This window comes from Sphingobacterium sp. UBA6317, assembly GCF_002440385.1.
GTDB lineage: Bacteria > Bacteroidota > Bacteroidia > Sphingobacteriales > Sphingobacteriaceae > Sphingobacterium > Sphingobacterium multivorum.
In genome coordinates, this window is record NZ_DJTD01000020.1 from 21,735 (window position 1) to 48,225 (window position 26,491).

A 26,491-nucleotide genomic window follows, 5' to 3' on the forward strand; every position below is an offset into this window, starting at 1 on the left:
ATATTGTAATATACAGATCTGCTACAATTATTTTTTGTTGTAACGGTTACGGAATTTGTCGATACGACCAGCAGTATCAACCAATTTCATTTTACCTGTATAGAAAGGGTGTGATGTATGAGAAATCTCTAATTTTACAACTGGATACTCATTTCCGTCTTCCCATGTAATAGTCTCTTTTGTATCAACACAAGATTTTGTAATAAAAGCATAGTCATTTGACATATCTTTAAATACAACTAATCTGTAATTTGAAGGATGCAAATCTTTTTTCATTATTATTATTATGATTACGTATATTCAATTATTGAGGTGCAAAGATAACTTATAAAAATGTAACTTACAACAATTACGAAGAATAATTAGTTGAAATTTTCCACATTTTAGTTAACAGCACTTATCAAGGGCACAAATGTAACAATCTTTATCCTAACCAAAGAATAATTTTGTTTATCGACTTTTTTACCTAACTTAACTTACTACAATTAAATCACTTACATAATTATGAGCAAATTAGATGAAAAAATTGCTGCATATGTTGCAGAATCAAAAAAGCTAGGCTTATCATTAGATGAAGCATTTATTGCAAAAGTAACAAAAGGAATAGGACCTTCCATTTACAATGCAGACTCGGAAACCATTGCTGCATCAGATCCCGAAGAACTTAACCGTGTCAAACAAAACTTTTTGATCAAAAAATTAGGCCTAAAAGATGGCCCTGATTTAGACAAGGCACTAGAGGAAGTGATTACCGCTATTGGCAAATCCAATAAAAATAAATACCGTGTATTAGTATATGCTTTATTGGCAAAGAAATTCAAAAAAGAATCTGTTTACCAATAAGCATCACCTTTTTTCACTCAACTCCTAACCAAAGACCATTTCTCCAAAAAACTCAGGGAGATGGAAATTAGGAGTTGGGTTTTCTATTTTATTCCAAGATATAAAATGTGGTTGTTTGAGATGATCACCACATTTGTAAAAATTCCCATGTATCCGTTTACCTTTCAGGTCTACAACATTGTCAAACTGAAATACAGCAAGTGGAATGACCTCAATCATACTCCATCGCTTATCGGAACCATTACGCTCAATTAAAGAGTAAGTACGCACCTGTTCTATTGTTGTACTATCCAATCGATTTCTATTTGCCTTTTCGGCCGGACCATAACCGATCAAGCCCGTTCCAATTAGATTAAATTCCAGGTTATAATAATGTTCGCGTCCATCAAAAGAAATAAAGAACTCCACACAGCTATCTTCCCATACATTTTGATTTGTTTCGGAATAATTACCCCGAAGTTGTTCTTCGACGACATCATATTGCAACACAAGATACTCCTGGGTATAGCCAATCTTAAATTGTACCTCAGGTTTATACGGGAAAGATTCGCTCCAGTTATTAAACTCCAGCGAATGCGATTCAAAATTGCTCAAGAGCTTCGACAAAGTATGATAATCAAGTGTATTGGCCAGCTCCGCTGCGATAGGCAAAATGGTTAGTTTTTTCATTCGAATATTTTTTTACAGAAAAAAGAAGCTTCATCTACGCGATGGAAGCTTCTCAATATGATTAAAGGTATAAAATTGTTAAATGCAATCAAAAACTACCTTCCGCATAAATGCTTCATTCTTTTCCATCTCTTCAACCAATTTCAATTGCGTATTTGTACGCACCAGATTATGGTCATCATATTTAGTTTTGTAGTAATGATCTCCTTCCAAATAGTCCGTTAAGAAACGTACTCCTTGCATATAGGGCAATAAGAAGGCCCCATCGACTAATGTTTCTTTCTCTAAAGTTGTCAAGAAGTCATTAGCTTCCTCCAAATAACCTTCGGCATAGGCCTTATATAAGGCAAGATTTAGCAGAATTTTCGAAACATCCATCTCATCTTCGGCAACAGGGTTAATAATCGTCCGAATCGCATCTCCAAAATCGTATGCCACATAGCCTGGCATAACTGTATCCAAATCGATCACACATTGCATCTTATCGTGGCGATCTAAGAGCACATTATTAAACTTGGTATCATTATGTGTAATGCGCAGTGGAAGTTCCCCCTTGTTACCAAGTTCAAGAATGGTTTTCATTCGATCTTCACGACTAAAGATAAAATCCAATTTGTCCTTTACCGACGCTACACGTTGGCACACATCTTTAGCGATTGCTTTTCGAAGATTTTCGAGTCTAAACTCTATATTATGAAAGTTGGGAAGTACTTCAACGATCAACGAAGCATCTAAATCCGACAGCTGTTTTTGAAACAACCCAAAAGCACGGCCACCTTCGGCTGCTTGGACTTCAGTCTCTACAATATCATAGCTTTTCGTATCCTCTATGAGAATAAACATGCGCCAATAATTATCCTGACTATCTTTTATATATAATTCCCCACCTTTTGTAGGAACAATTGTCAATACATGATCGCTGATTCTTTTTCCTTCAGCGACTTTAACTTTTTTGCTAAGATGCTTGGTGACAATCTCAATATTATGCATTAATCCATCCACGTTCGGAAAAACATGGTGATTAATACGTTGTAATAAATGCGATATACCGCTATCTACAGTAGTAACTACACGATAGGTATCATTGATATGACCAGAACCAAACGGTTGCACTGAAATGATATCTCCTTCTAATGTGAATTGTTTTGCTGCGCTCTCTACTACTAATTGGTTAAAATCAGACATTAAACTATGTTTTTTAAATCATCAATGTGCTTGCAATATCACAAATTGAATTAATAAATGATAATTTTTATTTCAATCAAACGTTTGCATGAAATTTAATAAAATTAAGCAAACGTTTGCACTTTCATTTATCCCAAATGAAATAATATATTTGTTAATAGTACCCAGTCTCAAAGACTGTTTTCAAACAAGTAAATAACTAATATACAAACTCCTTATATCTCAAAACAATGGATAGAAGAAATTTCATAAAATCGACTGCCATCACTACAGCTGGAATCGGTGTCCTTTCAAGTACAGAATTATTTGCCCAAACAAATGGCAAGATAAAAATCGGTTTTATTGGTGTGGGTCTTAGAGGACGTAATCACGTTCAAATTGCCCTAAACAGAGATGATTTAGAAATTGTGGCTGTCTGTGACACCCAAGAAGAATCTCTAGCACAATGCCGTAAACAATTCAACGCAAAAGGCACCAAACTTCCAAAAGAATATACTGGTGGCGTTGATGCTTACAAAAAGATGTTAAGCAATGAAAAATTAGATGCTGTCATTATTGCAACACCTTGGCAATTCCACAAAAACCAAGCTATTGACGCAATGAAAGCTGGACTATACGTAGGTTGCGAGGTTATAGCAGGTCTAACGCTACAAGATCACTGGGATATTGTGAAAGTATCCGAAGAAACCGGAAAGCCTTACATGACCCTAGAAAATGTGGCATTCCGTCGTGACGTACTTGCTGTATTGAATATGCACAGACAAGGACTATTTGGTGAATTGTTGCACCTGGAAGGCGGTTATCAACACGATTTACGCGAAGTATTATTCAATGACGGAAAAGCGTATTATGGCCATGGCGTTGAATATGGCCCGAAAGCGATTTCTGAGGCACAATGGCGTACACAGTTCAATATCGATCAAGATGGTGATCTATATCCTACCCACGGTTTAGGTCCAATTATGCAATTTGCAGATATCAACAAGGGTAACAGATTCACCCATATCACTTCGTACTCAAGTAAAGCCCGTGGATTGGCAGCCTATGTCAATAAAGTTTCCCCAGGACACCCCAACGGTAAGATCAATTACAAAAATGGTGATATCACACAAACGATGTTACAATGTGCAAATGGAGAAACCATGTTATTAACGCATGATACACACTTGCCAAGACCTTACTCTATCGGCTTCCGCGTACAAGGAACAGATGGTATTTGGATGGATGTTGCAAAAGGTATTCACATCGAGGGTAAATCCAAACCACACACGTGGGATTCTGCAGATGAATGGGTAAAGAAATACGATCACCCAATCTGGCAAAAATATGAAGCGGTAGCAAATGGTTCTGGTCATGGTGGCATGGACTGGTTTGTATTCAATGCGTTCATTCAGGCAGTAAAACAAAAGGTACAGACGCCAATTGACGTATATGATTCAGTAACCATGAGTGCTGTATTCCCATTATCTACCGAGTCTATTGCAAAAGGAAATAAAACGTTGGAATTCCCTGATTTTACAAAAGGAAAATGGAAAACCAAGAAAAATACTTTTATGTTAGATGACAGTGGAATGTAATTGAAAAAACATTCTTATTATTATAAAAGCCGTATTGAAAGATATACGGCTTTTTTTATGGATGCTTGACATAATCATAATAATCCTACTTTTTAGCTGGTCTTTTCCGTAAATTAGCACTAGCAAACAACTTTTTCAACTCATTATGCTTACCGAAGCAATTATTATTTTAGTCCTGATTATTCTAAACGGAATACTATCGGCATCAGAAATATCCATCGTATCCAGCAGAAAGGCAAGGCTACAGGCTGAAAGCGATAAAAACAATGCGGCAGCCAAAATAGCGCTAAACCTAAAAGAATCGCCCAACAACTTTCTATCCACTGTACAAATAGGCATTACCCTTATCGGCATTCTAACCGGTTTTTTTTCTGGTGGTAGTATTTCCACATATCTAGTCGGCATATTTAATAAATCCAGTATTATAGCCCCCTATAGCGAACAGCTCGCTGTAATCATTGTCGTCTTTATCATCACCTACTTTTCGTTGGTGCTTGGTGAATTAGTCCCCAAACGTATCGGTATGGCTATTCCGGAGAAGTATGCCATGCTAATCGCTTACCCGATGAACCTGCTCAGCAAAATCGTACGACCATTTGTATGGCTACTCAGTATGTCGACAGAGTTTATTGTCAAAATACTCAATATCAAGAGTAGCGGCAATAGTGTCACGGAAGAAGAAATTAAGGCGCTAGTAGACGAAGGTGTCGACAGTGGTGTCATCGAAGGTATTGAGCACGATATCGTCGATCGTCTATTGAGTTTAGGGGACAAAAAGGCGGTCAACCTAATGACTCACCGCAAAAACATTGTTTTTTTGGATCTGGAAGATTCTTTTGAAGAAAACAGAAAGATCATACTGGACAACAATCATTCCATCTACCCGGTCTGTGAAGGTGGACTCGACAATATTAAAGGTGTTGTTCATGTAAAGTCTTTACTACGACAATGCCTCCAAAACGAACCATTTGATCTAAGAACGCTCATGTTACCCATCAAATTTGTGAACGAATTTAGCTCATCTTATAGCATCATGAATACCCTGCGCACCTCCAGTATACATCAGGCGGTTGTCATTGATGAATATGGTTCGCCACAGGGAATTATTACGTTACGGGATATCGTTGGCGATTTGGTAGGGAACATCACAGAAAGCGACCTAAGTGCCCGACCGACAATACGTCAATTGGAAAACGGCGATTATGTTGTCGACGGACAATATCAGATCGAGGACCTTTTGGATGAATTTGAAATCGGTCTTTCTGAGGAAGACGAAGATGAGATCAACAATGTAACTACTGTAGGAGGCCTAGTGTTCCTAAGATTAGATCACGTGCCCGAAGAAGGCGAACGTGTCCGATTTAAAAATCTAGTTTTCGAAGTGCTTGATATGGATGGCCACCGCATCGATAAACTACTTTTGAAAGTGGAGGAATAAAAGAATATAAAAAGCGGTTGGTTGATCGATATACTGATCAGCCAACCGCTTTTATATGCTCACCTTCTACAACAATTTAGTTGATGCCGTGCATCATTTTTTTCAATAAGGGGTTAAAGATGATCAACAACAATGCAGTAACTCCCGGAACTATTGCAAATATCATAAAGAAGTAAGACATCGAATGTTCTTCTGTAATGCGATCAATGTATGACCCTAAAAATCCACCGATAAAATTGGCAATAGCCGAAGCACAGAACCAACAACCGAAAAGAAGTCCCAAAAATTTCTTTGGAGAAAGCTTACTGACATAAGACAAACCAACAGGTGACAAACAAAGCTCTCCTGCAGAATGGAAAAAATAGGCGATTACAAGCCAAATCATACTGACAGAGGCTCTCTTGGCACCTTGGGGAATTTCACTCGCCCCATAAGCCAATGCTGCAAATCCGATACCTACTAATATTAAGCCCAATGCAAACTTAACAGGACCAGACGGATTCCATATTTTTTCCCAGAATTTACTAAATGACGATGCCATTGAAATGATAAAAAATGCATTCAAAATCTGAAACCATGAAGCGCCGACTTCTGATCCAGTTATTCCTATTTCTCTAAAGACTTTCCAAAGTCCCAAACACCAAATTATACCAAACGAAATACCAGTAAATAAAATCGTTAATGGATATTGTTTATATATCTTTCTAGCCAATGCTGTTAAAACAATTGTGACTATAACAATAGGCACAATGGTCAAAATAGTATCAATCCATTTAAACGTCACCGCCGAACTTCCAGACAGAACCCTTTGCGTATAGTCCTTGGCAAAGATTGACATCGATCCTCCTGCCTGTTCAAAAGACAGAAAGAAAACTACACTAGCCAACATGAATATGGTGACGACGATCAATCTATCTCGGACAACATGTGCTGGAATGACCTCTTCCTCTTCTTCGTGATTCTTGATCTTTTTTTCATGGTAAGCCCGAAGTGCTTTAGGAGAATCTCCGATGATACCAAATATCTTTTGTCCAAAATAGAATTGCAACATACCAAAGAACATAAACACTCCAGCAAGTCCGAATCCATAATGCCAACCGATCTTCTCACCAATGTAACCACATAATAGCATTCCTAAAAATGATCCGGCATTGATTCCCATATAAAATATGGTATAACCAGCGTCCTTTTTAGGACTTTGATCTGGGTAGAGATTTCCCACCATGGAAGAAATATTAGGTTTAAACATCCCGTTTCCTAGGATCATTAAGACAAGACCTAAATAAAAGAAATTTGAATTTACGCCCTCAAATGCCATAGACAAATGCCCCAAGGTCATGACCAAAGCACCGATCAAAATTGCCTTTTTAAAACCGGTTAGCTTATCCGCTATCATTCCACCGATCAATGGTGTCAAATAGACGAAACCAGTATACAAACCGTAAAGTTTCATGGCCCGTTCATTACTCCATTCCCATCCTCCATCAGCAATGGAACTTATTAAAAATAAGGTCAACAATGCCCGCATACCGTAGTAGCTAAACCGCTCCCACATCTCTGTAAAGAATAGCACAAATAATCCGGCAGGATGTCCATTTACCATCTTGTCATCGATCCCCTGCTTAGCAAGATGCGCTACAAGAACTTGATCTTTTTCTTGATTCATATAATTTCAATAATTGTTTTATAACTCAGGTTTTGTTTTTATTTTGATAAAAATCGCTTGAAGATACACTATTTTTCTATGAATTAATCAATTCCATGCATCATCTTTTTTATTTTTTTGTTGCCTAGAATAAGAAATACAGCAGCCACCATAGGGATCACTGTAAACACAGCAAAGAAGTAAGACATCGAATGAGATTCAGTAATCTTATCAATATACGACCCAATAAAGCCCCCTATAAAATTAGCTATGGCATTGGCACAAAACCAAAAACCAAACAATAACCCCAGGAATTTTTTGGGCGATAGTTTACTGACATAAGAAAGGCCAACCGGACCAATACACAATTCGCCCACTGTATGAAAAAAGTATGCCAATACCAGCCATATCATACTAACAGAGGCCGTCCTTGCACCGGTAGGAATCTCGGAGCTTCCAATAGATAGTGCCGCAAAACCAACTCCAACCAGTGTCAGTCCCATTGCAAACTTAATTGGACCAGAAGGATTCCATACTTTCTCCCAGATCTTACTAAATGATGTAGCCAGCGTAATGATAAAGAAAGAATTTAACATCGGAAACCAGGATACAGTAACTTCCGAATTCATACCATAATATTCCCGATAAACCTTCCAAAGACACAAGGACCAGATGATCACAAAAGAAATGCTCGAAAAAAGTATAATCATCGGGTATTTGCGTATGATTTTCTTCGCTAAAACAAACAATACCCCAGTAATTACCACAATCGGCAAAACCGTCAATGCAGCGTCGAACCATTTAAATAAAACCGCCACGTCACCACTCAATACCCGCTGTGTATAATTTTTTGCAAAGATCGTCATCGAGCCACCCGCTTGTTCAAAAGCTAAATGGAAGACAATACTTGACAACATAAAAATGGCTATTACAAGCAAACGATCACGCACAATATGTTGCGGATTTTCTTCTTGACCCGCTGCAATATCGGTTAGCTCTTCTTGTTTCTCGGGTGTATTGCCAATCTTTCCAAAGATGCGCTGCGCAAAATAAAATTGCAACATTCCCAAAAACATAAATATTCCGGCAAGCCCAAAACCATAATGCCAGCCGATCTTCTCACCAATATAGCCGCATAGCATCATACCCAAAAATGCCCCTCCATTGATACCCATATAAAAAATGGTATACCCCGCATCCTTTTTACCGCCTTTATCTGGATATAATTTTCCTACCATCGAAGAAATATTGGGTTTGAACAGACCATTTCCCAAAACAATCAGCACCAACCCTGCCAAAAAAAAGCTTTTATTAAATCCCTCTAAAGCCATAGCGATATGCCCGAGAGTCATAATTACAGCCCCCACCATAATGGATTTTTTATATCCTGTAAGACGGTCGGCTATAATCCCGCCGAACAAGGGCGTTAAAAACACCATCCCGGTGTACAAACCGTAAAGCTTCATCGCTTCGGAGTTGGTCCAGCCCCATCCTTGTTGGGCGATGGTAGAAACTAGAAAATTCACCAACAGCGCCCGCATGCCATAGTAGCTAAAACGCTCCCACATCTCTGTGAAGAATAATACGAACAAGCCGGCTGGATGCCCTTGTACCAATACATGTTCCGCCCCTACTTTTTGCAAATGGGTTTCAAGAACAGCATTTTTTTCAAAATTCATGTTTTTTTAGTCGTTATTTTTCAAAATAAGGTAGTGCGATTTCCATTTATAAGTATACCATCAGTAAATGGAAAAATCCGATGGTCCTCTACACCAAGAAAGTAGTGATTCACTCATCTTCATATACTCAAGCAAGATAGTGAAGATTTTAATAGGTTTCTAACAAATGGACTTCAGTTTTTTTAGTTGTTGCATCCGAGCAACACATCAATTAAAACCTATTTAACTATTCGAGTTCTTTCCATTGACAGAAAAGAACTCGAATAGTTAAATTTTAAATCAAAGGACGCAAACGTTCCAATAATTTTTTAGTAGCAAAAATACCCTCTTCCTCACTCAACTTACTTCCCTCATATTCAATCCCCACATAACCTTTGAATTTTGCTTTTTTAACAATCTTCAACATACGCTCATAGTCAATTTGCGTTTCATTACCATTGGCATCAAAATCATGTGTTTTGGCACTCACACCATGCGCATAAGGCATTAAATCCGTTACACCTTGGTAACGATCATACTCATAGAAATTACCAAGATCGGGTAAACTTCCACAATATTTACTACCCACTGCTTTTAATGTATTGGCCAACCAGTCACCATGCGAAGAGATACCACCATGGTTTTCTACAATTATGCTAATGCCCGCTTTTTTACCGATATCAGATAGTGTTGTTAAACTTTCAACAACACGCTTACTCACTTCCTCAGGCGTTCCTTTTCCAGCCGCATTGACACGAATGGCATGACAACCTAAGAAATTAGCTGCAGAAATCCACTTATAATGGTTTTGCACAGCTTGTTTTCTCTTTGTTTCATCTTCGTCACCGAGATTTCCTTCACCATCAATCATAATGAGTACATTACGTACACCATTATCTTTCGCGCGCATATTTAGCTCAGTAAGGTAATTATTATCATTAGCCTTATCCTTAAAAAATTGATTCACATATTCCACCCCATAGATACCGTATTTTTTGGCAGCCAATACTGGAAAATCCAAATTGTTCAAATCTCCCTTAAACAAGGATTTATGCAATGACCATTCAGCCAAGGAAATGTCAAACCAATCTTTCTTTGCTGCCGCAAAACTCTCCAAAGAGGGAGCTAATGCTATACCAGCAGATGCTAGCGCAAGGTTTTTAAGAAAATCTCTTCTTGAATTCATGTGTTTAGATTTAATGTGTTATTTAAATATTTCCCCAGCCAGTGGTCAACACATCAACGAGGTGCATCGTCTGAATGGGTAATTTATGTTTATCGATATAAGATTGAAGCTGTAGCAAACAAGATGAATCAGTGGAAATAATATAATCCGCATTCAGATCAAGTGCATTGCGCACTTTTTGCTCAGCCATTGCCGCGGATATTCCTTCGAATTTAACGGCAAAACTTCCCCCAAACCCACAACATGTCTCGCTATCTTTCACCTCCACCATCTCCAAACCTAAGACCTTACTCAATAATTTCCGTGGTTCCTCTTTAATTTTGCACTCTCGCAAAGCCGAGCAAGAATCATGGTATACCGCAACACCCTCCAATTCAGCTCCAAAATACTCTTTTTTTAGCACGTTTACTAAAAAATCAGAGATTTCCATCACCTGTTGTTGTATTTTATGACATTGATGGGAATCTGCCGAATTTGCGAATAAATCATTATAAGCATGTCGTACCATACCAGTACAGGACGCCGAAGGAGAAATAATCACATGATCTCCCGAGAAGTCACCTAAAAACTTCCGTCCGACCTGTTTCGCATCATCCCAAAATCCAGCATTATAGGCCGGCTGGCCACAGCATGTCTGCTCAGGATTATAGACGACATCGCAACCGACTTTTTCTAATAAACGAACCGTATTAAAAGCGGTTTCAGGGTAAAGCTGATCTATAAAACAAGGAACAAAAAGTTCTACTTTCATATGCAATTCAATCAATAAAATTAAGATTTATTGGATACTAATATCCGGACCAAAAGTAACAATCCAATTACAAAAAATAAAGAAAGAACCAATGCCGAATATCGAATATTATGTGTTACCTGTTCTATAAACCCGAATGAGAATAATCCAATGACAATAGCAACTTTTTCTGTAACGTCATAAAAAGAGAAGAAAGCCGTCGTATCTTTAATATCCGTCGGAATTAACTTAGAATAGGTTGAGCGTGATAAGGACTGAATCCCGCCCATAACTAAACCGACCAGTGCAGCAATTATATAAAACTGAAGTGGAGTAGATAAATAAAATGCTGCAATACAGATGCCGATCCAGATCATCACCACAACGATCAACACCTTAATATTTCCAAAAAGCGTAGATAAATAAGACATTAAAAATGCACCTAAGATAGCCACGAGCTGGATGAGAAGAATTGTTGCAATCAACCTTTCTGCGCCTAAATGCAAAATTTTCTCTCCAAAAGAAGAGGCTACAATCATCAAGGTCTGAACACCAATTGCATAAAAGAAAAAAGCCGGCAAAAACTGTTTTATTTCTGGAATACCTTTGATCTTTTGGATAACATGGCCGAATTCATCCCATACATTCTGTACAAAACTCTTACCGGTGTTATTCTCGGTCGCATCAATTTTAGGCAGGTATTTAAAAGGGATCATTGAAAACCCAAGCCACCACAATCCGACCATTAGAAACGATATGCGAGCCGGCAGTGAGGCATCTGTAATACCAAACCATTCAGGTTTAAGCACCACTATAAAACAAAGAATCTGTAAAGTGACACAGCCAATATATCCATAAGCAAAACCTTGCGCACTCACCTTATCTTGTTGATCAACAGTTGCCAAAAGCGGTAAATAAGAATTGTTAAACAAAACACCACCAATATAGCCCATCGCCGCAAGAACAAAACATATGATACCAATTTCCAAGGTTTCAAGCTTGAAGAAAAATAAGCACATACATGCAACCGCTCCAACATAGGTAAAGAATTTCATAATCTGTTTCTTTTTCCCCTTTGCATCAGCGTAGGAAGAAATAAAAGGCAAAGAAAAAGACATCAGCAAATAGGCAAAGGCCAAAGAAAAATTGGAAAGTGCGGTATTGACGACTTCAATCCCAAAGAAACGAACAACATCACCATGCTCTTTTGTCGTCGTAATTGCGGTATAGTAAACAGGGAATATCGTGGAAGTAATAACAAGGTTGTAAGCAGAATTGGCCCAATCGAACATGGCCCAAGAACGAATCAATTTTTTATTGTTTTTTACAATTGCTTCCATTTAAATTGGCTTAATAAGTTTGACGAATATAAGTAATTATTTTAGCCATTTCTTTACGAATTACACTTGCTCGATCATCTATATAATTATTGTTCATAAAAGAAAATGCCAAGCGCCTTCCTGTCCGCGTAATCAGATAACCGCTCTGATTATAGACAGATGTAATCGTTCCCGTTTTAGCAAAAACAAACGGTTCACCGAGATCTTTGCTATAGGTACGTTTTAGGGTGCCATCGACACCTCCAGCCGGAAAAAGACGGAAACGCTCTTGCTCATCCGGCAACTTATTTTTCAAGAGGACCAATAGATCTACATTATTCTGCGGAGTCACCTTGTTATAGGACGACAGACCCGATCCATCAAATAAGGCGACCTCAGCTGAAAAGTATTTATAAACGTTATTCTTCATCCAGTCCCGTACCAAGTAAGTATCAAATTGACTGAATTGTTTCCACGAACACATCATCAAAAACTGTTCAGCAATAAAATTATCACTTGGCAACATCATTTCACGGATTAAATTTTTGGTACTGCCGGAATAGAGTATCTTGGTATTGCTTGGTTTTTGGTAAGATAGTAAGGTGACGGATTTACCTAGACTGTCCGCCAATAATTTAATAAATAAGCTATCAGAATAGATAAATGGAACTTCATTGACATAACCGCTCGGAACGGGACGTTTGGACATCCAAAAGGAATTTGCATGAAATGAGCGGGAAAGTTCAAAATCACCGACCTTAGGTTCCGGCAAAAAATCCAGTGAATTTTGAAAACTTGCTGGAGAGGTCGATAGATAATTATAACCTTTTTGTCGAAAAGTGACCACATTGCCATAAATAGGAAATGTACTGATTTCAGGTTGATAGTAAGCCTCAAAATCTTCCATAGCCCAACCATGCGCAAAGAACTTATTCTTCATTGTTCCTGGCACGACAAAAATGCGTTTATTCGTATTTTTCAAAAAGTTGTATACTACCCGGGTATCTAAACGATTATGCAGAAAGGTCGGATCACCAGTCCCCCAGATAAGCAACGAGTCTCCGCGTTCCACATACTCCAAACCAGGTATTGAATCGCCCAACAGTGCCAGTGCGGCATAGGTGGTATACATTTTCGTATTGGAAGCCGGCGTAAAATGCTTATTGCCGTTTATATCCATGACATATTTATTGGCATTGAGGTCGTATAAAGAAAAACCAACAAAATGATCATTTAATATTTTAGATTCTTGAAATAGCTGATAAACATCCTCAAAGCTCTGAGCCTTCGCTACAAAAGTAGCAGCGGGCAGAAACCAAAGCAGCAATAATGCACTTAAAATTTTTTTCATCAGTTCAAACATACAAAAAACTGCATGAACTCCCTTTCGTCTATTGCCAAAATTCAGATACAAATCCTTAAAAAGGAAAGGGGAAGACAACGCCTCCCCCTTTCCTTTTTAAAACTATCAAAAATTAATATCCTTGATTTTGTGTCAGAGCTCCACCACTTCTGTCAATCTGCGATTGTGGAATTGGGAAGTAATCATTTTGTGGTTTATAGTTTAGGCCTTTATAACGTGACATAAAACCACCTTCAAACGTTGCGTAGCTTTCCAATACAGTTTTCGCCTCACCCCAACGCACGAGGTCATAGAAACGATGTCCTTCCATCGCTAATTCTAAACGACGTTCAAAACGAACAGCTTTGCGCGCATAATTTTGGTCTGGGAAAGAAGTATAGGGTTTAACAACATATACTGCCGCCGCAACATTATCGCCAGTCGTTTTTGGAGGTAATTTTGCCGCACGTTCACGAACTGCATTTACGAGATTCATCGCTGCACCTAAGTCGCCCAATTCAACTTGACATTCCGCTGCCATTAAAACAACATCAGCTAAACGAATAATATTAACATCCAAGTCAGTAATATATGCCGCTCCTGACGCCGTATGTGTCGCATGCAGACTCTTCGGAATCATTGTTTTTATACCAACAAATGGTCCTCCCGAGCTCACCTCACGAATCCATGCATCGCCTGGCATGACACCATAATCATAGAAATTTACACCTCTACGACCAACCGTATAGTCCAACCGTGGATCAAAACGAAGCGTCACATCAAGTTTGTATGTTTTCTTTGCCTCATCAGACAAACCGAAATCTGATTTATATGGATTATTGCGATAAGAACCGTCCAACAATGGTAAGCCATTTGCATCAACTTTATACGCATTGACCAAATCAATGGTCGGTTGATAGAAACCACAACAACCTACAGGATTACTTCCGTTTAATCCAGACAACATATCTCCAACATTGGCATTGTCGCCAGATCCATCTGGGTTAATCACATGTTTAGATACCAGTAATGCCTCTGGGCCATCTTTTGTAAGTACGTCAAAGTTATTTTGGTACGGCATCGTACGAAGATCCTTTGCACCGATAACGTCTTTAAACAAGGCCAATGCATCAGCATATTTTTTCTGGTATAAATAAACCTTACCTAAATATGCCTTAGCGATATTTTTATCCATACGGCCTGATTGTTGGTTAATCTTAGTGGCAGGAAGATTATCCACTGCAAATTTTAGATCGTCGATGATCTTAGGCAATACATCATCTTTATTAGGTTTAACCTTGGCCTCATCCACCGTCATAGTCTCATCCACGTAGGCTAAGTTTTTGAAAACACGCCAGAGGTAAAAATAATAATGTGCACGCAATAACCTGGCTTCACCTTGAATTTGCTTTGCACGGTCCGCAGTCACTGTTTTTGCACCTGCCTGATCCGCATTCAAAAGTCGTAACGTATTATTTGCTCTGAGCACACCCTCATAGTATACCTCCCACATCTGGCTCAGGTTATCATTAGAACTATTTGGTGTATGAAACTCGATCATATTCATATTAGGTTGATCCGTAGCTTCAGAACCTTTATGGGCGTTATCCCCCGCAACCTCTCCAAACAACCACTGGCTAGGTGCTGAAGAATAGTTTCCCCAAGTACCATTGACATTGCCATTTAAAATGCCGTATGCACCAATCAATTCAGCTTCAATACCCTTTGAGTTAGCAACCTGCGTGTCAGACAACTCCCCCTGTGGAATACGTTCCAGGAAAGATTTACCACAAGAAGATAGCAAAGCCATTGATATTCCGAGAACGACGATTATATTTCTTTTTTTCATTTCAATCAAATTTTAACTTAAATCATTAAACCTTAAAAACCAAGACTCACACCCAACATATACTGACGTGCTTGTGGATACACTCCGAAGTCTACCCCCAAAGCAGAATATGTTGAAGGTGTTGCACTTACTTCTGGGTCTAGGCCTTGATATTTTGTGATTGTAAATAGATTTGTTGCACCAATATAGGCACGCAATTTTTTGATACCGGTATTATTACCGAACACCTTATTTGTATCAAAATTATATCCAACCTGCAGATTCTTCAACTTTAAGAAGCTCGCATCCTGAACGTAATAGCTCGAAGAAGCATATTCGTACGCCGATGCCCCCACCACTTGCGACGGAATCATGCTTGAAGGATTTGTTTTGGCATCCCATGCGTCTAAGACACGTACACTTTTTTGGCCTCTAAATACGCCAAAATCCGTAAAATAACGCGTCGCCTCATAATTTTGGTTACCCTTTGACCCATAGAAATAAGCCATAAAGTCAAAATTTTTATAAGATGCATTGATATTGAATGAGTACACAAAATCAGGATGTGGACTACCTATGATCGTACGATCGCTGGCATCGATTTTTCCATCACCGTTAATATCCGCAAATTTAAGTCCGCCTGCTCGCGATTTTCCATCCTCATATTTGGCCACGCTTGCATTTGACATATCTGCATCCGAATAGATACCGATTACCTTATAACCATAAAAAGCACCAATTGGCTCTCCTGGTTTTAAGATAGAAGTTTCCATACTTCTAAAGCTACCGTAAACCTGTTGAGTAACAGAAGGCGCCAAGGCAACAACTTTGTTCACGTTTCGCGATATTGTAGCCGACAGATCGAATTTAAATTGGCTTTCTTGACGTCTTCCATAATGGTAATTCAATGAAAACTCAACCCCTTTGTTTTGCATATCACCAATATTTACATAAGGTGATCCCGCACGACCGGCGGCAACAGCAGGTAATGGTAGCAGGTATAACATGTCTTTCGTTTTCTTGTTATACCAGTCGAAAGAACCATCAAAGTCACCTTGGGCAAGCGTAAAGTCCAAACCAATGTTCAATGCGGATACTTGTTCCCATTTTACATCAGGATTATTATACGCATTCTGCCACATACCGGATGTTAAACTTCCATCGATTGGATAAGAAGAAGAATTAATAGCAACTTGATAGCGATTTAAATATTGGTTAGCTGGAATACGTTGGTTACCCGTTACCCCATAACCTGCTCTGATTTTTAGGTCAGAAATCCATGAAACACCTTTCATGAACTCTTCTTGCGACAAACGCCAAGCCGCACTCGCCCCTGGGAACGTTCCATACTTGTTGTTCGGTCCAAAGTTAGAAGAACCATCGCGACGTACAGTTGCACTTAAGATATAACGATCTTTGAACGAATAATCCACTTTTCCAAAGATCGAAAACAGTGATCCAATTGCACCCGAACCATCACTTACACGACCTGTAGATGCAGCACCCAAATAGAGATAATCAAGACTTGACATCGTGAAAAAGCCATTCCCTTTTCCTGAAATTTGTCTATTACGATTTTGAATTGCCTCTGTGCCCGCAAGAATACTTAACGTATGCTCGTCATTAAATGTCGCTTTGTAATTTAATGTATTTGTCCAGGTCCATTCTTTATTCAATCCAAAATATTCATTTATTCCATTATTAAAACTTCCTTCTGTAAATTCAGGATTTGGATAAGTATAAGAAACACCATTGTAATTCTCATACTTCATACCAAAGCTGCTTCGGAAGGTCAAACCTGAGACAATATCAAATTCACCGAAAACGTTACCGAAAAACATATTGCTCTTGTTTCTATTGTCTTTTGCACGGTAAGCAATAGCTACCGGGTTTTCACCATTACCAAATTGGCCACCAACGGATCCCGCAAAATTTCCACCTTCATCATATACTGGAATAATATTGTGTATACGATATGCAAAACCTAATGCACTACCTTCACCGATATAATCACCAGCAACATTGGTATTTACACCTACACCAAATCCCTCCGTAAAGCTATATTGCATATTCTCCCCAAAACGCAATTTATTGTTGAAAGCCGAAAAACGCGTATTTGAACGAAGATTGTATTTTTCGAACCCCGTGTGAATAATTGTCCCTTTTTGTTTCAGATAACCACCAGAAATCGCGTATGAAGCGTTCTCTCCGCCGCCTAAAACACTAAGCTGATGTGATTGTGTGGGGGCATTTTGAGACAAAGCATCAAACCAGTTCGTTCCGGCCTTATTTGCTTTCGTAATCTGATAGAAGTCCGAACGGCTGCTTGCATCGTATTTATATTTTGACATATCGATATCCGCTGCAGTGATTACATCTTTACCGCCTACTTTAGGTCCAGCGATAAGATAGTCCGGAAGCACATTATTTGTGCCATTTAATCTATTTTCTATATCCAAAGTTTGTTGTGGAGACAACATTTTTGGAAAACGTGAGCTGTTTGGTACTTGTACACCATAGTAAGAATCAAGGTTAAATTGAGGTTTTCCCTCTTTACCAATTTTAGTTGTAATAATTACGACACCGTTGTTTGCGCGTGAACCATAAATTGAAGCTGCTGATGCATCTTTTAACACCTGCATTGTTTCAATATCATTTTGATTCAACCAGCTTAACTTTCCTTCATAAGGCACTCCATCAATAATGTAAAGGGGTTCATTGTTGTTAATCGTACTATAGCCACGAATTTTAATCTGTGGTGTAGAACCAGGAGCGCCGTCCACTACGATCTGAACCCCTGTTGCTCGCCCTTGCAATGCCTCAACAGCACTCGCAGCCGGTGTGGTCTTCAATTCCTTCACATTGACAACAGCGACCGCACCTGTTAAATCTTTCTTACGTTGTGCCGAATAACCTGTCACAACGACCTCTTCCAAGGCGTCTTCTGAACTGCTTAACGAAATTGAAAGATCAGCTTTCGAAGAAACAGTAATCTCAGTGCTTTTGTACCCAATGTAACTGATGATCAACACATCGCCTACTTTACTTTGAATAGTAAATGCACCATTCTCATCGGTCGACGTCCCGGTACTACTTCCCTTTACTTTAACAGAAACCCCTGTAATACCTTGACCTGTAGCAGGATCCTTCACGATCCCCTTGATAGGCGTCTGTTGTACACGCTTTGTTTTCATTAATGAAACGACTTCAACTTTGCCATGGCTAACTAATCCACTGGCAAATCCATGAGTGGTCATTCCTCCCCCAATGAGAAGAGAACTCATAAGCAGAAACCTCTTATTGAACTTTTGGCCCAATATGAGATCAAAACAGCAATTTTTGTCCGTTTTTTTCATCATAATTTTACTAAATAGGTGGTTTAAAAAATTTATGTTTATTCTTTAGTTGTTTTAGCTGATATTGGTTTATTTAAGTTCTTGGTCATTTTTTTTAGGTCTGACGACAACAATGCGATATCGTTGACAGGTTCATTCCCCTTGGTTATTCATTTTTCACTTAATTTGGTTATTTTCCAGAAATGTTAAAATCTGTTAAATAAATGTAAAGAATAATAAATGTAAAAAAAAAGGAAAAATCTTAATTAATTCACAAAGTGCTATAAATCAAGTTATTGTATTTTATACACTAAGCCGAATTGCAATACTATTGTTACACAAGCACATCCTTTTGTTTTCGCTACAGAAAACCTTTCCCAAAATTCAATGTGCTTTGTCAAATATTCTACAAATAGGTCCAAATAACCTAAAAGCTCCTTATATTTGTTGTTGATGAATGTAAGTAATTTATTAGAACGGGCGCTCCGATTTGAGTTCCTATCCAAGGAAGAGGGTGTTTTTTTATATCAAAACGCACCTACAGCTGATTTGACTTTCGTAGCCAATGAATTGCGTAAAATACAAGTGCCACATGGTAAAGTAACCTGGCAGATCGACAGAAATGTCAATACCACCAATGTATGTATTGCAAATTGCAAATTTTGCAACTTTTTCCGCCGTCCCGGTCATGAAGATAGTTACATCACCGATATCGAAAGCTACAAGCAAAAGATAGAGGAAACTTTTAAGTACGGTGGTGATCAACTGCTGCTGCAAGGTGGCCATCACCCGGATTTGGGTATTGAGTTTTACAAAAACCTTTATAAGCAATTAAAAGAGCTTTACCCTACGCTAAAACTACATTCACTCGGCCCGCCTGAAATTGCGCATATTTCCAAGTTGGAGAACATGAGTCATATCGAAGTTTTGAGACAATTGAAAGAAGCTGGACTGGACTCTCTACCTGGAGCCGGAGCTGAAATTCTCAATGATCGCGTAAGACGTCTTATATCAAAGGGAAAATGCGGCGGTAAAGAATGGCTAGATGTTATGCGGGCAGCCCATAAAATTAATCTACCAACTTCTGCCACCATGATGTTTGGTCATATCGAAACAATAGAAGAGCGTTTTGAACATTTGGTGTGGATTCGCGAAGTACAGGATGAAAAACCGCAGGAATCCCATGGTTTTATAGCATTCATCCCTTGGCCTTTCCAGGATGATGGCACCTTATTGAAAAGACTTCGCGGTATTACCAATAACGTAACAAGTGAAGAATATATCCGCATGATTGCTTTGACCCGCATTATGCTTCCTAATATCAAAAACATACAAGCATCCTGGCTCACTGTCGGAAAACGTACTGCTCAATTGTGTCTGCATGCCGGAGCAAATGACTTTGGTTCTATCATGATCGAAGAAAATGTCGTCTCTGCAGCAGGGGCCCCCCATAGATTCACATCTAAATCAATACAGGAAGCTATTTTGGAAGCTGGATTCAGTCCACAACTACGAACACAAAAGTACGAGTTCCGTGAGCTACCAGCCCATATGGTCGAACAGGTCATTAACTATTAATACGATACATTGAAAGACGTCATAAGAAATATTGAAGCAATTATATTTGCTTCTGCGGAAGGAATAGATCTTGCCGACATCAAACAGATTTTGCAGGAAGCATTAGCCATCGAAGTATCCAGAGACGAGCTACGTGACTTGATTAAAAAAATTGAAACGAAGTACCAGGATGAAGATTATGTACTCGAATTACGGTACATCAACAACGCCTATCAGTTTTTGACAAAAGCTGTTTATCATGAATCGATACAACAGCTCCAAAATCATAATAACAAGCGAAAATTAAGTCAATCAGCGCTAGAAACACTCGCCATCATTGCTTACAGACAACCGATAACAAAATTAGAAGTGGAGCAGATTAGAGGTGTCAGCTGTGATTACGCTATTCAACGTTTACTGGAAAAGAAGTTAATCAAAATTGCGGGAAAAGCAGATAGTATCGGAAAACCATTACTTTATGCAACAAGCCAACAGTTCATGGATCACTTCGGAATCAATGGTGTGAGAGATCTCCCACAATTAAAAGACATCGTTACCGAGGACAATGCGATTGGCGAAACAAATGAATAAATAAAATAAAATAAATTTTTATTTTCAAAATACAATTCAACATATTGATTAACAGAAAAATAAAGCTTAATAATTTTTTGAAAAAAAGTTTTAAAAAATAGTTTTCTTCTCTAATTTTACAACATTGAATAAGAAACAATAAAGTATTATTTTATGAACACGGCAACTTTAGCTAACGAAGATCTTGAAGAAGTAAAATTCGCATCTTTCAACGGTCCTGATGACGATGATGATGATTTCGATGATGATTTCGATTTACCTGAAATCGACTCGATTGGAGGATTGGATGACTTCGATGATGACGATGAATTTTAATATTTTAGTGCGATATAACACTACCTATTAAAACACCAGAGTATCATTAAAAAAATAAGGCGTTCAATCAAATTGGACGCCTTATTTTTTACTTTGCCTGATCGATCAATTTATGTAATTCCATCTTGGGAATCATGCCGCTTTGTCGCCATATTTGCTGTCCATTTTTGAACAGCACAAAAGTAGGCACGCCACTTACCTTATAAATCGAAGCAATTTTGGGATTTTTATCTACATCAATTTTAATGATGGATAGATCTTCCTGATAAAATTCCTTTACATCCTGTAAAATCGGCGCCATAGTCTGGCACGGACCGCACCACGTCGCAAAAAAATCCACCAAAACCAGCGAATTTGATTGAATAATCTGGTCAAAAGTAGCCATTATTGATTCTCCTTTACTTCTTCTTGCAATGCCTTATACCCACCTTGGATATTGCATATATGTTTAAATCCTTTAGCACTTAAAATAGATACAGCCACTGCACTCCTATATCCTGATTGACAGTGTACATACAGTTGTTTATTGTCTTTTTTAAGTGTAGAACCAAAATTAACGAAATCTGTTAATGGAATATTCATTGCATTGTCAATATGTCCATTACCAAATTCTTTATTTGTTCTTACATCCACAATATGACCTTGACCTGATCTTTTCCTAAATTCTCCTGCACTAATATTGCTCAATGAGACTACATCTTCGTTACTTTTCCAAGTTTCGATGCCACCATCCAAAACTCCAATAACATGAGTATAACCCAATTTTAATAAATGGTTGTAAACCGTATCCTGACTATCTATTTCTGTAATCAATAAAATTTTTTGCGCTTTATCGGGAAACACTTGTGCCAAAAAGTGATCAAAAGGACCTTTAAAGCCTATATTTATTGATTTCGGCACAAATCCTTGCAGGAATATATCGCCAGGCCGCGTATCAAGAACTTGAATAGCTGTTTCACGGCGCATTTTTTTAAATTCCTTCAATGTTAATCGTGGTAAATCTGAAGCGGGCTGCGACATCTCGGCCTGATGGTTCTTCGATGCTGCATGCAATTGCACTTGACCATTGAACAGTGCAAAACAGACCCCACATAATGTGATAAAAACGCTACGCATATATTTGACTATTTAAAAGGAATAAGCAGCTTTTCCAATTCCTCAATTTTACCATTGTATATATTTAAGTCCACATTGCCCTGAATGCCTCTGACAGAGCCTTTTTCAGAAAATTGCCAGAAAGCCCAATGCTCCTTGGGGTTCTCAACCCAAAAGTTGTAATTTGCAATCCATAGCGTATAAGCGGCAAACTCCTTTTCCAAAAAATCACTATAAAACTTATCTCCGGAGTAAAGAATGGGCTTTACTTTGTAGTGAGCTTCGACTTCTTCAAGCCAACGTTTTAGCCCAACTTTCAAGCTATCCATAGATTGTTGTTTTGGATGCTCCTCAATATCCAAGACCGGTGGAAGATCGCCAGGCTGTAATTTAACTTTTCGAATAAAATTCTTCGCTTGCTTTACCGAGTTTTCATTGGGTCTAAAATAATGATAAGCCCCTCTCAAAACCGCCCTATTTGCCGTTTTGCTCCAATTTCGACTAAACTTATTATCCATTCCTTTCTCACCCATTGTCGCCCTGATAAACACAAAATCTATCGGAAAATGATCATTGATTGTGCTTACCTTTTGCCAATCTATTTCTTCCTGGTAGGTAGACACGTCTATACCAAACACCTTATCATCGTGCTTGCTCATAATCTCAATATTTCGAATATCGTATTTAGCCTCCTTCGTCAGAGACTTGTCTTTGGAGGTAGCCACACGAAAATAGTATATAATTCCAGCTCGATAATGCCACATTACAAGACAGAGGAAAAACACCAGCATTCCTGCTATCATCCAGATCCACTTTGTTCCTCGGGCTTGACTTCCTTTTGTGCTTGTTTTCTTTCTTTTTAATCGCTGTTGTGCCATGGCACGATGAAGTTACGGCAATAGCAATTAACTCGCAAAATTTTCACAACAATTTATATTTTTGTGTATGATCGTGTACAACCCCAAAGACTGGCTTTCGGCAACTTTCAAGTTGCATAAATCAGATACCTTCAAAAAGTTACTGCCATTTCTTGTTTTAATCGCTTTTTATTCCTGGATGATTGCCTTTCTTGAATTGGAATACCTCAAATTAAATGAAAAGAGCTGGGTCAAAAACATAACGATTGTCCACAATCTTCTCGGTTTTGTTATATCGCTTTTACTGGTATTCCGAACAAACACAGCCTATGATCGTTGGTGGGAAGCCCGAAAGCAATGGGGTACATTGACCAATATAAGTAGAGCCTTTTCGTACAAACTAAATGCCATGCTGGATGTAGATGACAAAGTGAACCGTAGCTTTTTTAGAAAGGCAATCCCCCTATTCGCAGAGACACTATACGATTTTTTAAGATCGGATTACACCAAGTTTATGCTCGACGAAAACGAACACCCTGAGTTAAAAGCTTTGGATAATAAAAAACATGGCCCCAATCAAGTTTCTACCATGATCTTCCACAAAATCAATGATCTATATAAAGAAGGAACTATAAGTGGCGATCAGCTTATTATCCTTAATGAGGAAATTACTACTATGACACATGTTTGTGGAGCTTGTGAACGTATTAAAAATACGCCAATACCATTGGCATATAGTGCATTTATCAAGAAGTTCATTATCTTCTATACCATGACCCTTCCAGTAGGTTACGTTTTCTCCATCGGTTACTTTGTTGTGATTGCTGTACCATTTATTTTATATGTTTTAGCATCTCTCGAATTAATTGGCGAGTCCATTGAAGAGCCATTTGGTATCGACCAAGACGATTTACCGATCGACAAAATTGCGGCCAACATCAGGAAACACTGCCATGAGATTATCCCTGTATAGCCTTTTTTAAAAACAATCTAGCTCATTTTCAAACCCTAAGACTATCTATAGAAAATAAGTTTTGTAAATCTATTCGAAATTTCTACTTTTGTCGCGGAGAGTTGGCAGAGTGGTCGAATGCGGCGGTCTTGAAAACCGTTAACTGTCACAGGTTCGGGGGTTCGAATCCCTCACTCTCCGCAGAAAAAGCCTTTCAGAAATGAAGGGCTTTTTGCTTTATAGCTGGATTCAAAGCCCCAGCTGGCTGGGCTGCCAACACATCCCCATTCAATCTGGTTTACCAGCTATTCTCCCTATCAAAAAATCAATTTTCTTACAGCACTACACCATTCGAATTACCACATTGTTACTACGAGAAAACAACATTTTACGCAACTCTACCTTTCCCCATGCACGATTTTTAACTTTTTTCACTCTTTTATGTAATAATCTGTAATTCATAACATCTAATACGCAGAATATTCTAGGCAACCCTAATTACTGGTTTTATGTTCAATTCTTATGAAAACTATTGTTCTTCGTATCAATAAAGATTTACGGAACTATATATGTTATTTCACCAAACTCGGTATTTCAATACTTTTACTTATGATATACGGATCGGCATATACACAAAAAAAATATGATTTTCAGGTCAACATCAATGGAAAAGGAACACCGATGAATCTTATCACAGGATATAGCTGTAGTGGAGCGTATGGACAGAAACCGATTTTCGTGTTAGGCAGTAAATACGAAACGCTGGAAAAATCACAGCAAATTCTTTCCCAACAATATAAGTATGTAAAAAAGCTAACTTTACACACTACCAACAGTAAGCATTTTAATATGTATGACCAGCCGATATGTTTTTTTGAACTAGACACATTTTTAAAATAACCCGATGACCAACAAAGAAAACTTTGAGATTATTTATAAAGAATATGCGCCGGCCATCCGCAAGTTATGCCTCAGTTATACTGGAGACCCAGATAATGCAGATGATTTAGTCCAAGAGACCTTTATTACTGTATGGAAAAAACTCGACGGTTTTCGCAATGATGCAAAATTAAGCACCTGGATCTACAGAATAGCGATCAATAATTGCTTGACGAGCATGCGAAAAAAGAATCAACATGTAAAAAAAATAACTGACTCAAACTACATCGATATACCCGAGGATTCAACGAATGAAAAAGTACAACAGATTGATCTGCTGTATAAATGTATCAACAAACTAAAAGAAGCGGATAGAGTACTGATCACATTGGTATTAGATGAAAAACCTTATGAGCAAATAGCAGAAATTACGGGAATTACAGAGAATAATCTCCGTGTTAAAATCCATCGAATTAAAAAAGAATTAACTGAAATTTTCCATAAATATGCAAGACTTTAACGATTTACAACATCTTTGGAAACAGGATAGCAAACAACATATCTTGCGCCCAAAACGCCTGAGTAAGGTCAAAGACTTTCGTCAGGAATTAATAAGGAAAGAAATAACCGGTGCTGTGTTATTGCTTGTAACAGGATTAATTATTCTTGCGCTAGCATATTTCCTTGATTTTAGACACAAAACGCTGGCATTGTACACAGCGATGTTTATCGCATCCTGCCTTTGTTTTATACAGGCATCCTTAATGATGACCACTGTAGGTAAAATCAAAAAGATCAATGAAGTAGCTTTACCTACCGAGCATTTACAACAGTGGCAACAGTTTGATTCCTTTAGAAAGAAAAGAATTCATTGGAATATGCCCATTTATCATTTAATTCTCAGTATAGCAATCTCGATCTATCTTCGGGAAATCCTAGTGGGTGCCAGTTTCAACTATTATTTACTCACTTACCTTCCAACCTACAGCTGGATGCTATTTTCCTACTTTTATTTAGGCAAAAGACAACTCGCTAAAATTGATCGATCCATCAACGAAGTTATTTTTGAATTACAAGAACTAGAACGACAATTCGGGAATTGAAAAATCGGATCGTGTTTGCTCCTTAAAAATACTTTCATAGCTCCATTTTTAATTGCAATTTCCTTAAAACAAGGTTATGATCACATCTAAAGCGAAAATACCCACCAAGGCGGAGTTTTTTTTGTCGCCAATATGACATCGGAAAGAGGGGCAACCCTTAAAAATAACCAACTGGTATTCAACTACATTTCTATTTTAAGAGTGCTAAAACTGCTTTTAAACAAAGAAAAATGTAAAATAAGTTTTGTAATTCTACCCAAAATTTCTACTTTTGTCGCGGAGAGTTGGCAGAGTGGTCGAATGCGGCGGTCTTGAAAACCGTTAACTGTCACAGGTTCGGGGGTTCGAATCCCTCACTCTCCGCAGAAAAGAAGCTGTCTCAAATTT

General features: G+C 38.2%; 24 protein-coding genes and 2 tRNA genes. 12 read left to right on the forward strand and 14 right to left on the reverse strand.

All coding sequences use genetic code 11. The features are described 5' to 3' along the window. Positions 1–27: 27 nt before the first annotated feature. A complete protein-coding gene (locus B3E92_RS05570; protein WP_046671774.1) occupies positions 28–276 on the reverse strand; it encodes a type B 50S ribosomal protein L31 in 249 nt (82 codons plus the stop codon). Between the two features lie 228 nt (positions 277–504). Between B3E92_RS05570 and B3E92_RS05575 the strand changes: the two genes are divergently transcribed. After that, complete coding sequence (locus tag B3E92_RS05575; RefSeq protein ID WP_046671775.1) at positions 505–843, forward strand: DUF2853 family protein; 339 nt, start codon at positions 505–507, stop codon at positions 841–843. A 24-nt stretch (positions 844–867) separates the two neighbouring features. Here B3E92_RS05575 and B3E92_RS05580 read toward each other — a convergent pair whose 3' ends face one another. Both B3E92_RS05580 and B3E92_RS05585 read right to left on the reverse strand, forming a co-directional pair. Further along, positions 868–1,512, reverse strand: coding sequence for a carbohydrate-binding family 9-like protein (locus B3E92_RS05580; protein ID WP_286753184.1), 645 nt, complete (start codon positions 1,510–1,512; stop codon positions 868–870). A 78-nt stretch (positions 1,513–1,590) separates the two neighbouring features. Beyond that, positions 1,591–2,697, reverse strand: a complete 1,107-nt coding sequence (locus B3E92_RS05585) for a phosphotransferase enzyme family protein (RefSeq protein ID WP_046671777.1) — start codon at positions 2,695–2,697, stop codon at positions 1,591–1,593. 230 nt (positions 2,698–2,927) lie between these two features. Between B3E92_RS05585 and B3E92_RS05590 the strand changes: the two genes are divergently transcribed. Both B3E92_RS05590 and B3E92_RS05595 read left to right on the forward strand, forming a co-directional pair. Then, positions 2,928–4,274: a Gfo/Idh/MocA family protein gene (locus tag B3E92_RS05590; protein WP_046671778.1), complete on the forward strand. Its 1,347-nt coding sequence runs from the start codon at positions 2,928–2,930 to the stop codon at positions 4,272–4,274. 145 nt (positions 4,275–4,419) lie between these two features. Beyond that, on the forward strand, positions 4,420–5,712 hold the full coding sequence (locus B3E92_RS05595) for a hemolysin family protein (RefSeq protein ID WP_286834769.1): 1,293 nt from the start codon (positions 4,420–4,422) through the stop codon (positions 5,710–5,712). A 76-nt stretch (positions 5,713–5,788) separates the two neighbouring features. On the opposite strand, the gene B3E92_RS05600 is transcribed toward B3E92_RS05595, so the two are convergent. From B3E92_RS05600 to B3E92_RS05635, 8 genes are all read right to left on the reverse strand, one after another. Beyond that, on the reverse strand, positions 5,789–7,378 hold the full coding sequence (locus B3E92_RS05600; RefSeq protein ID WP_286895747.1) for a peptide MFS transporter: 1,590 nt from the start codon (positions 7,376–7,378) through the stop codon (positions 5,789–5,791). 83 nt (positions 7,379–7,461) lie between these two features. After that, on the reverse strand, positions 7,462–9,036 hold the full coding sequence (locus B3E92_RS05605; protein ID WP_112375590.1) for a peptide MFS transporter: 1,575 nt from the start codon (positions 9,034–9,036) through the stop codon (positions 7,462–7,464). 274 nt (positions 9,037–9,310) lie between these two features. Further along, positions 9,311–10,201 carry a TIM barrel protein gene (locus B3E92_RS05610; RefSeq protein ID WP_046672364.1) on the reverse strand — a complete coding sequence of 297 codons (891 nt, stop codon included), beginning with the start codon at positions 10,199–10,201 and terminating at the stop codon, positions 9,311–9,313. A 22-nt stretch (positions 10,202–10,223) separates the two neighbouring features. Further along, complete coding sequence (locus tag B3E92_RS05615) at positions 10,224–10,952, reverse strand: (Fe-S)-binding protein (RefSeq protein ID WP_286834767.1); 729 nt, start codon at positions 10,950–10,952, stop codon at positions 10,224–10,226. 20 nt (positions 10,953–10,972) lie between these two features. Next, positions 10,973–12,271, reverse strand: a complete 1,299-nt coding sequence (locus B3E92_RS05620) for an MFS transporter (protein ID WP_286895749.1) — start codon at positions 12,269–12,271, stop codon at positions 10,973–10,975. A gap of 10 nt (positions 12,272–12,281) precedes the next feature. Beyond that, positions 12,282–13,601, reverse strand: coding sequence for a D-alanyl-D-alanine carboxypeptidase (locus B3E92_RS05625; RefSeq protein WP_239468749.1), 1,320 nt, complete (start codon positions 13,599–13,601; stop codon positions 12,282–12,284). A 124-nt stretch (positions 13,602–13,725) separates the two neighbouring features. Continuing rightward, the gene (locus B3E92_RS05630) at positions 13,726–15,441 is read right to left on the reverse strand and encodes a RagB/SusD family nutrient uptake outer membrane protein (RefSeq protein ID WP_070566116.1); all 1,716 of its coding nucleotides are present in this window, start codon (positions 15,439–15,441) and stop codon (positions 13,726–13,728) included. A 32-nt stretch (positions 15,442–15,473) separates the two neighbouring features. Next, positions 15,474–18,779 (reverse strand): SusC/RagA family TonB-linked outer membrane protein, encoded by a 3,306-nt coding sequence (locus B3E92_RS05635; RefSeq protein WP_286834766.1) that lies wholly within the window; start codon positions 18,777–18,779, stop codon positions 15,474–15,476. 429 nt (positions 18,780–19,208) lie between these two features. On the opposite strand from B3E92_RS05635, the gene mqnC reads away from it, so the two are divergent. From mqnC to B3E92_RS05650, 3 genes are all read left to right on the forward strand, one after another. After that, positions 19,209–20,333 carry a cyclic dehypoxanthinyl futalosine synthase gene (mqnC, locus tag B3E92_RS05640; protein ID WP_286834765.1) on the forward strand — a complete coding sequence of 375 codons (1,125 nt, stop codon included), beginning with the start codon at positions 19,209–19,211 and terminating at the stop codon, positions 20,331–20,333. A 9-nt stretch (positions 20,334–20,342) separates the two neighbouring features. After that, a complete protein-coding gene (scpB, locus tag B3E92_RS05645; RefSeq protein WP_046672370.1) occupies positions 20,343–20,903 on the forward strand; it encodes an SMC-Scp complex subunit ScpB in 561 nt (186 codons plus the stop codon). Between the two features lie 153 nt (positions 20,904–21,056). Beyond that, positions 21,057–21,218 carry a hypothetical protein gene (locus B3E92_RS05650; RefSeq protein ID WP_167450446.1) on the forward strand — a complete coding sequence of 54 codons (162 nt, stop codon included), beginning with the start codon at positions 21,057–21,059 and terminating at the stop codon, positions 21,216–21,218. An 88-nt stretch (positions 21,219–21,306) separates the two neighbouring features. On the opposite strand, the gene trxA is transcribed toward B3E92_RS05650, so the two are convergent. The 3 genes from trxA to B3E92_RS05665 are packed head-to-tail and all read right to left on the reverse strand — an operon-like array spanning position 21,307 to position 23,191. Further along, positions 21,307–21,603 carry a thioredoxin gene (gene trxA / locus B3E92_RS05655; RefSeq protein ID WP_046672371.1) on the reverse strand — a complete coding sequence of 99 codons (297 nt, stop codon included), beginning with the start codon at positions 21,601–21,603 and terminating at the stop codon, positions 21,307–21,309. Further along, positions 21,603–22,334 (reverse strand): rhodanese-like domain-containing protein, encoded by a 732-nt coding sequence (locus tag B3E92_RS05660; RefSeq protein ID WP_112375588.1) that lies wholly within the window; start codon positions 22,332–22,334, stop codon positions 21,603–21,605. Before B3E92_RS05660 ends, trxA begins: the two co-directional genes overlap by 1 nt. Positions 22,335–22,342: 8 nt before the next feature. Continuing rightward, positions 22,343–23,191 carry a glycoside hydrolase family 25 protein gene (locus B3E92_RS05665; protein ID WP_070566122.1) on the reverse strand — a complete coding sequence of 283 codons (849 nt, stop codon included), beginning with the start codon at positions 23,189–23,191 and terminating at the stop codon, positions 22,343–22,345. 67 nt (positions 23,192–23,258) lie between these two features. On the opposite strand from B3E92_RS05665, the gene B3E92_RS05670 reads away from it, so the two are divergent. The 6 genes from B3E92_RS05670 (at position 23,259) to B3E92_RS05695 (ending at position 26,467) form a co-directional block, all read left to right on the forward strand. After that, complete coding sequence (locus B3E92_RS05670) at positions 23,259–24,143, forward strand: bestrophin family protein (RefSeq protein ID WP_070566124.1); 885 nt, start codon at positions 23,259–23,261, stop codon at positions 24,141–24,143. A gap of 95 nt (positions 24,144–24,238) precedes the next feature. Next, positions 24,239–24,323 (forward strand) — tRNA-Ser (locus B3E92_RS05675). Between the two features lie 321 nt (positions 24,324–24,644). Beyond that, a complete protein-coding gene (locus B3E92_RS05680) occupies positions 24,645–25,022 on the forward strand; it encodes a hypothetical protein (protein ID WP_286895750.1) in 378 nt (125 codons plus the stop codon). Between the two features lie 4 nt (positions 25,023–25,026). After that, positions 25,027–25,521, forward strand: coding sequence for an RNA polymerase sigma factor (locus tag B3E92_RS05685; RefSeq protein ID WP_286895751.1), 495 nt, complete (start codon positions 25,027–25,029; stop codon positions 25,519–25,521). Then, a complete protein-coding gene (locus tag B3E92_RS05690; RefSeq protein ID WP_286895754.1) occupies positions 25,508–26,104 on the forward strand; it encodes a hypothetical protein in 597 nt (198 codons plus the stop codon). Before B3E92_RS05685 ends, B3E92_RS05690 begins: the two co-directional genes overlap by 14 nt. 278 nt (positions 26,105–26,382) lie before the next feature. Beyond that, a tRNA-Ser gene (locus tag B3E92_RS05695) sits at positions 26,383–26,467 on the forward strand. Positions 26,468–26,491 lie beyond the last annotated feature (24 nt).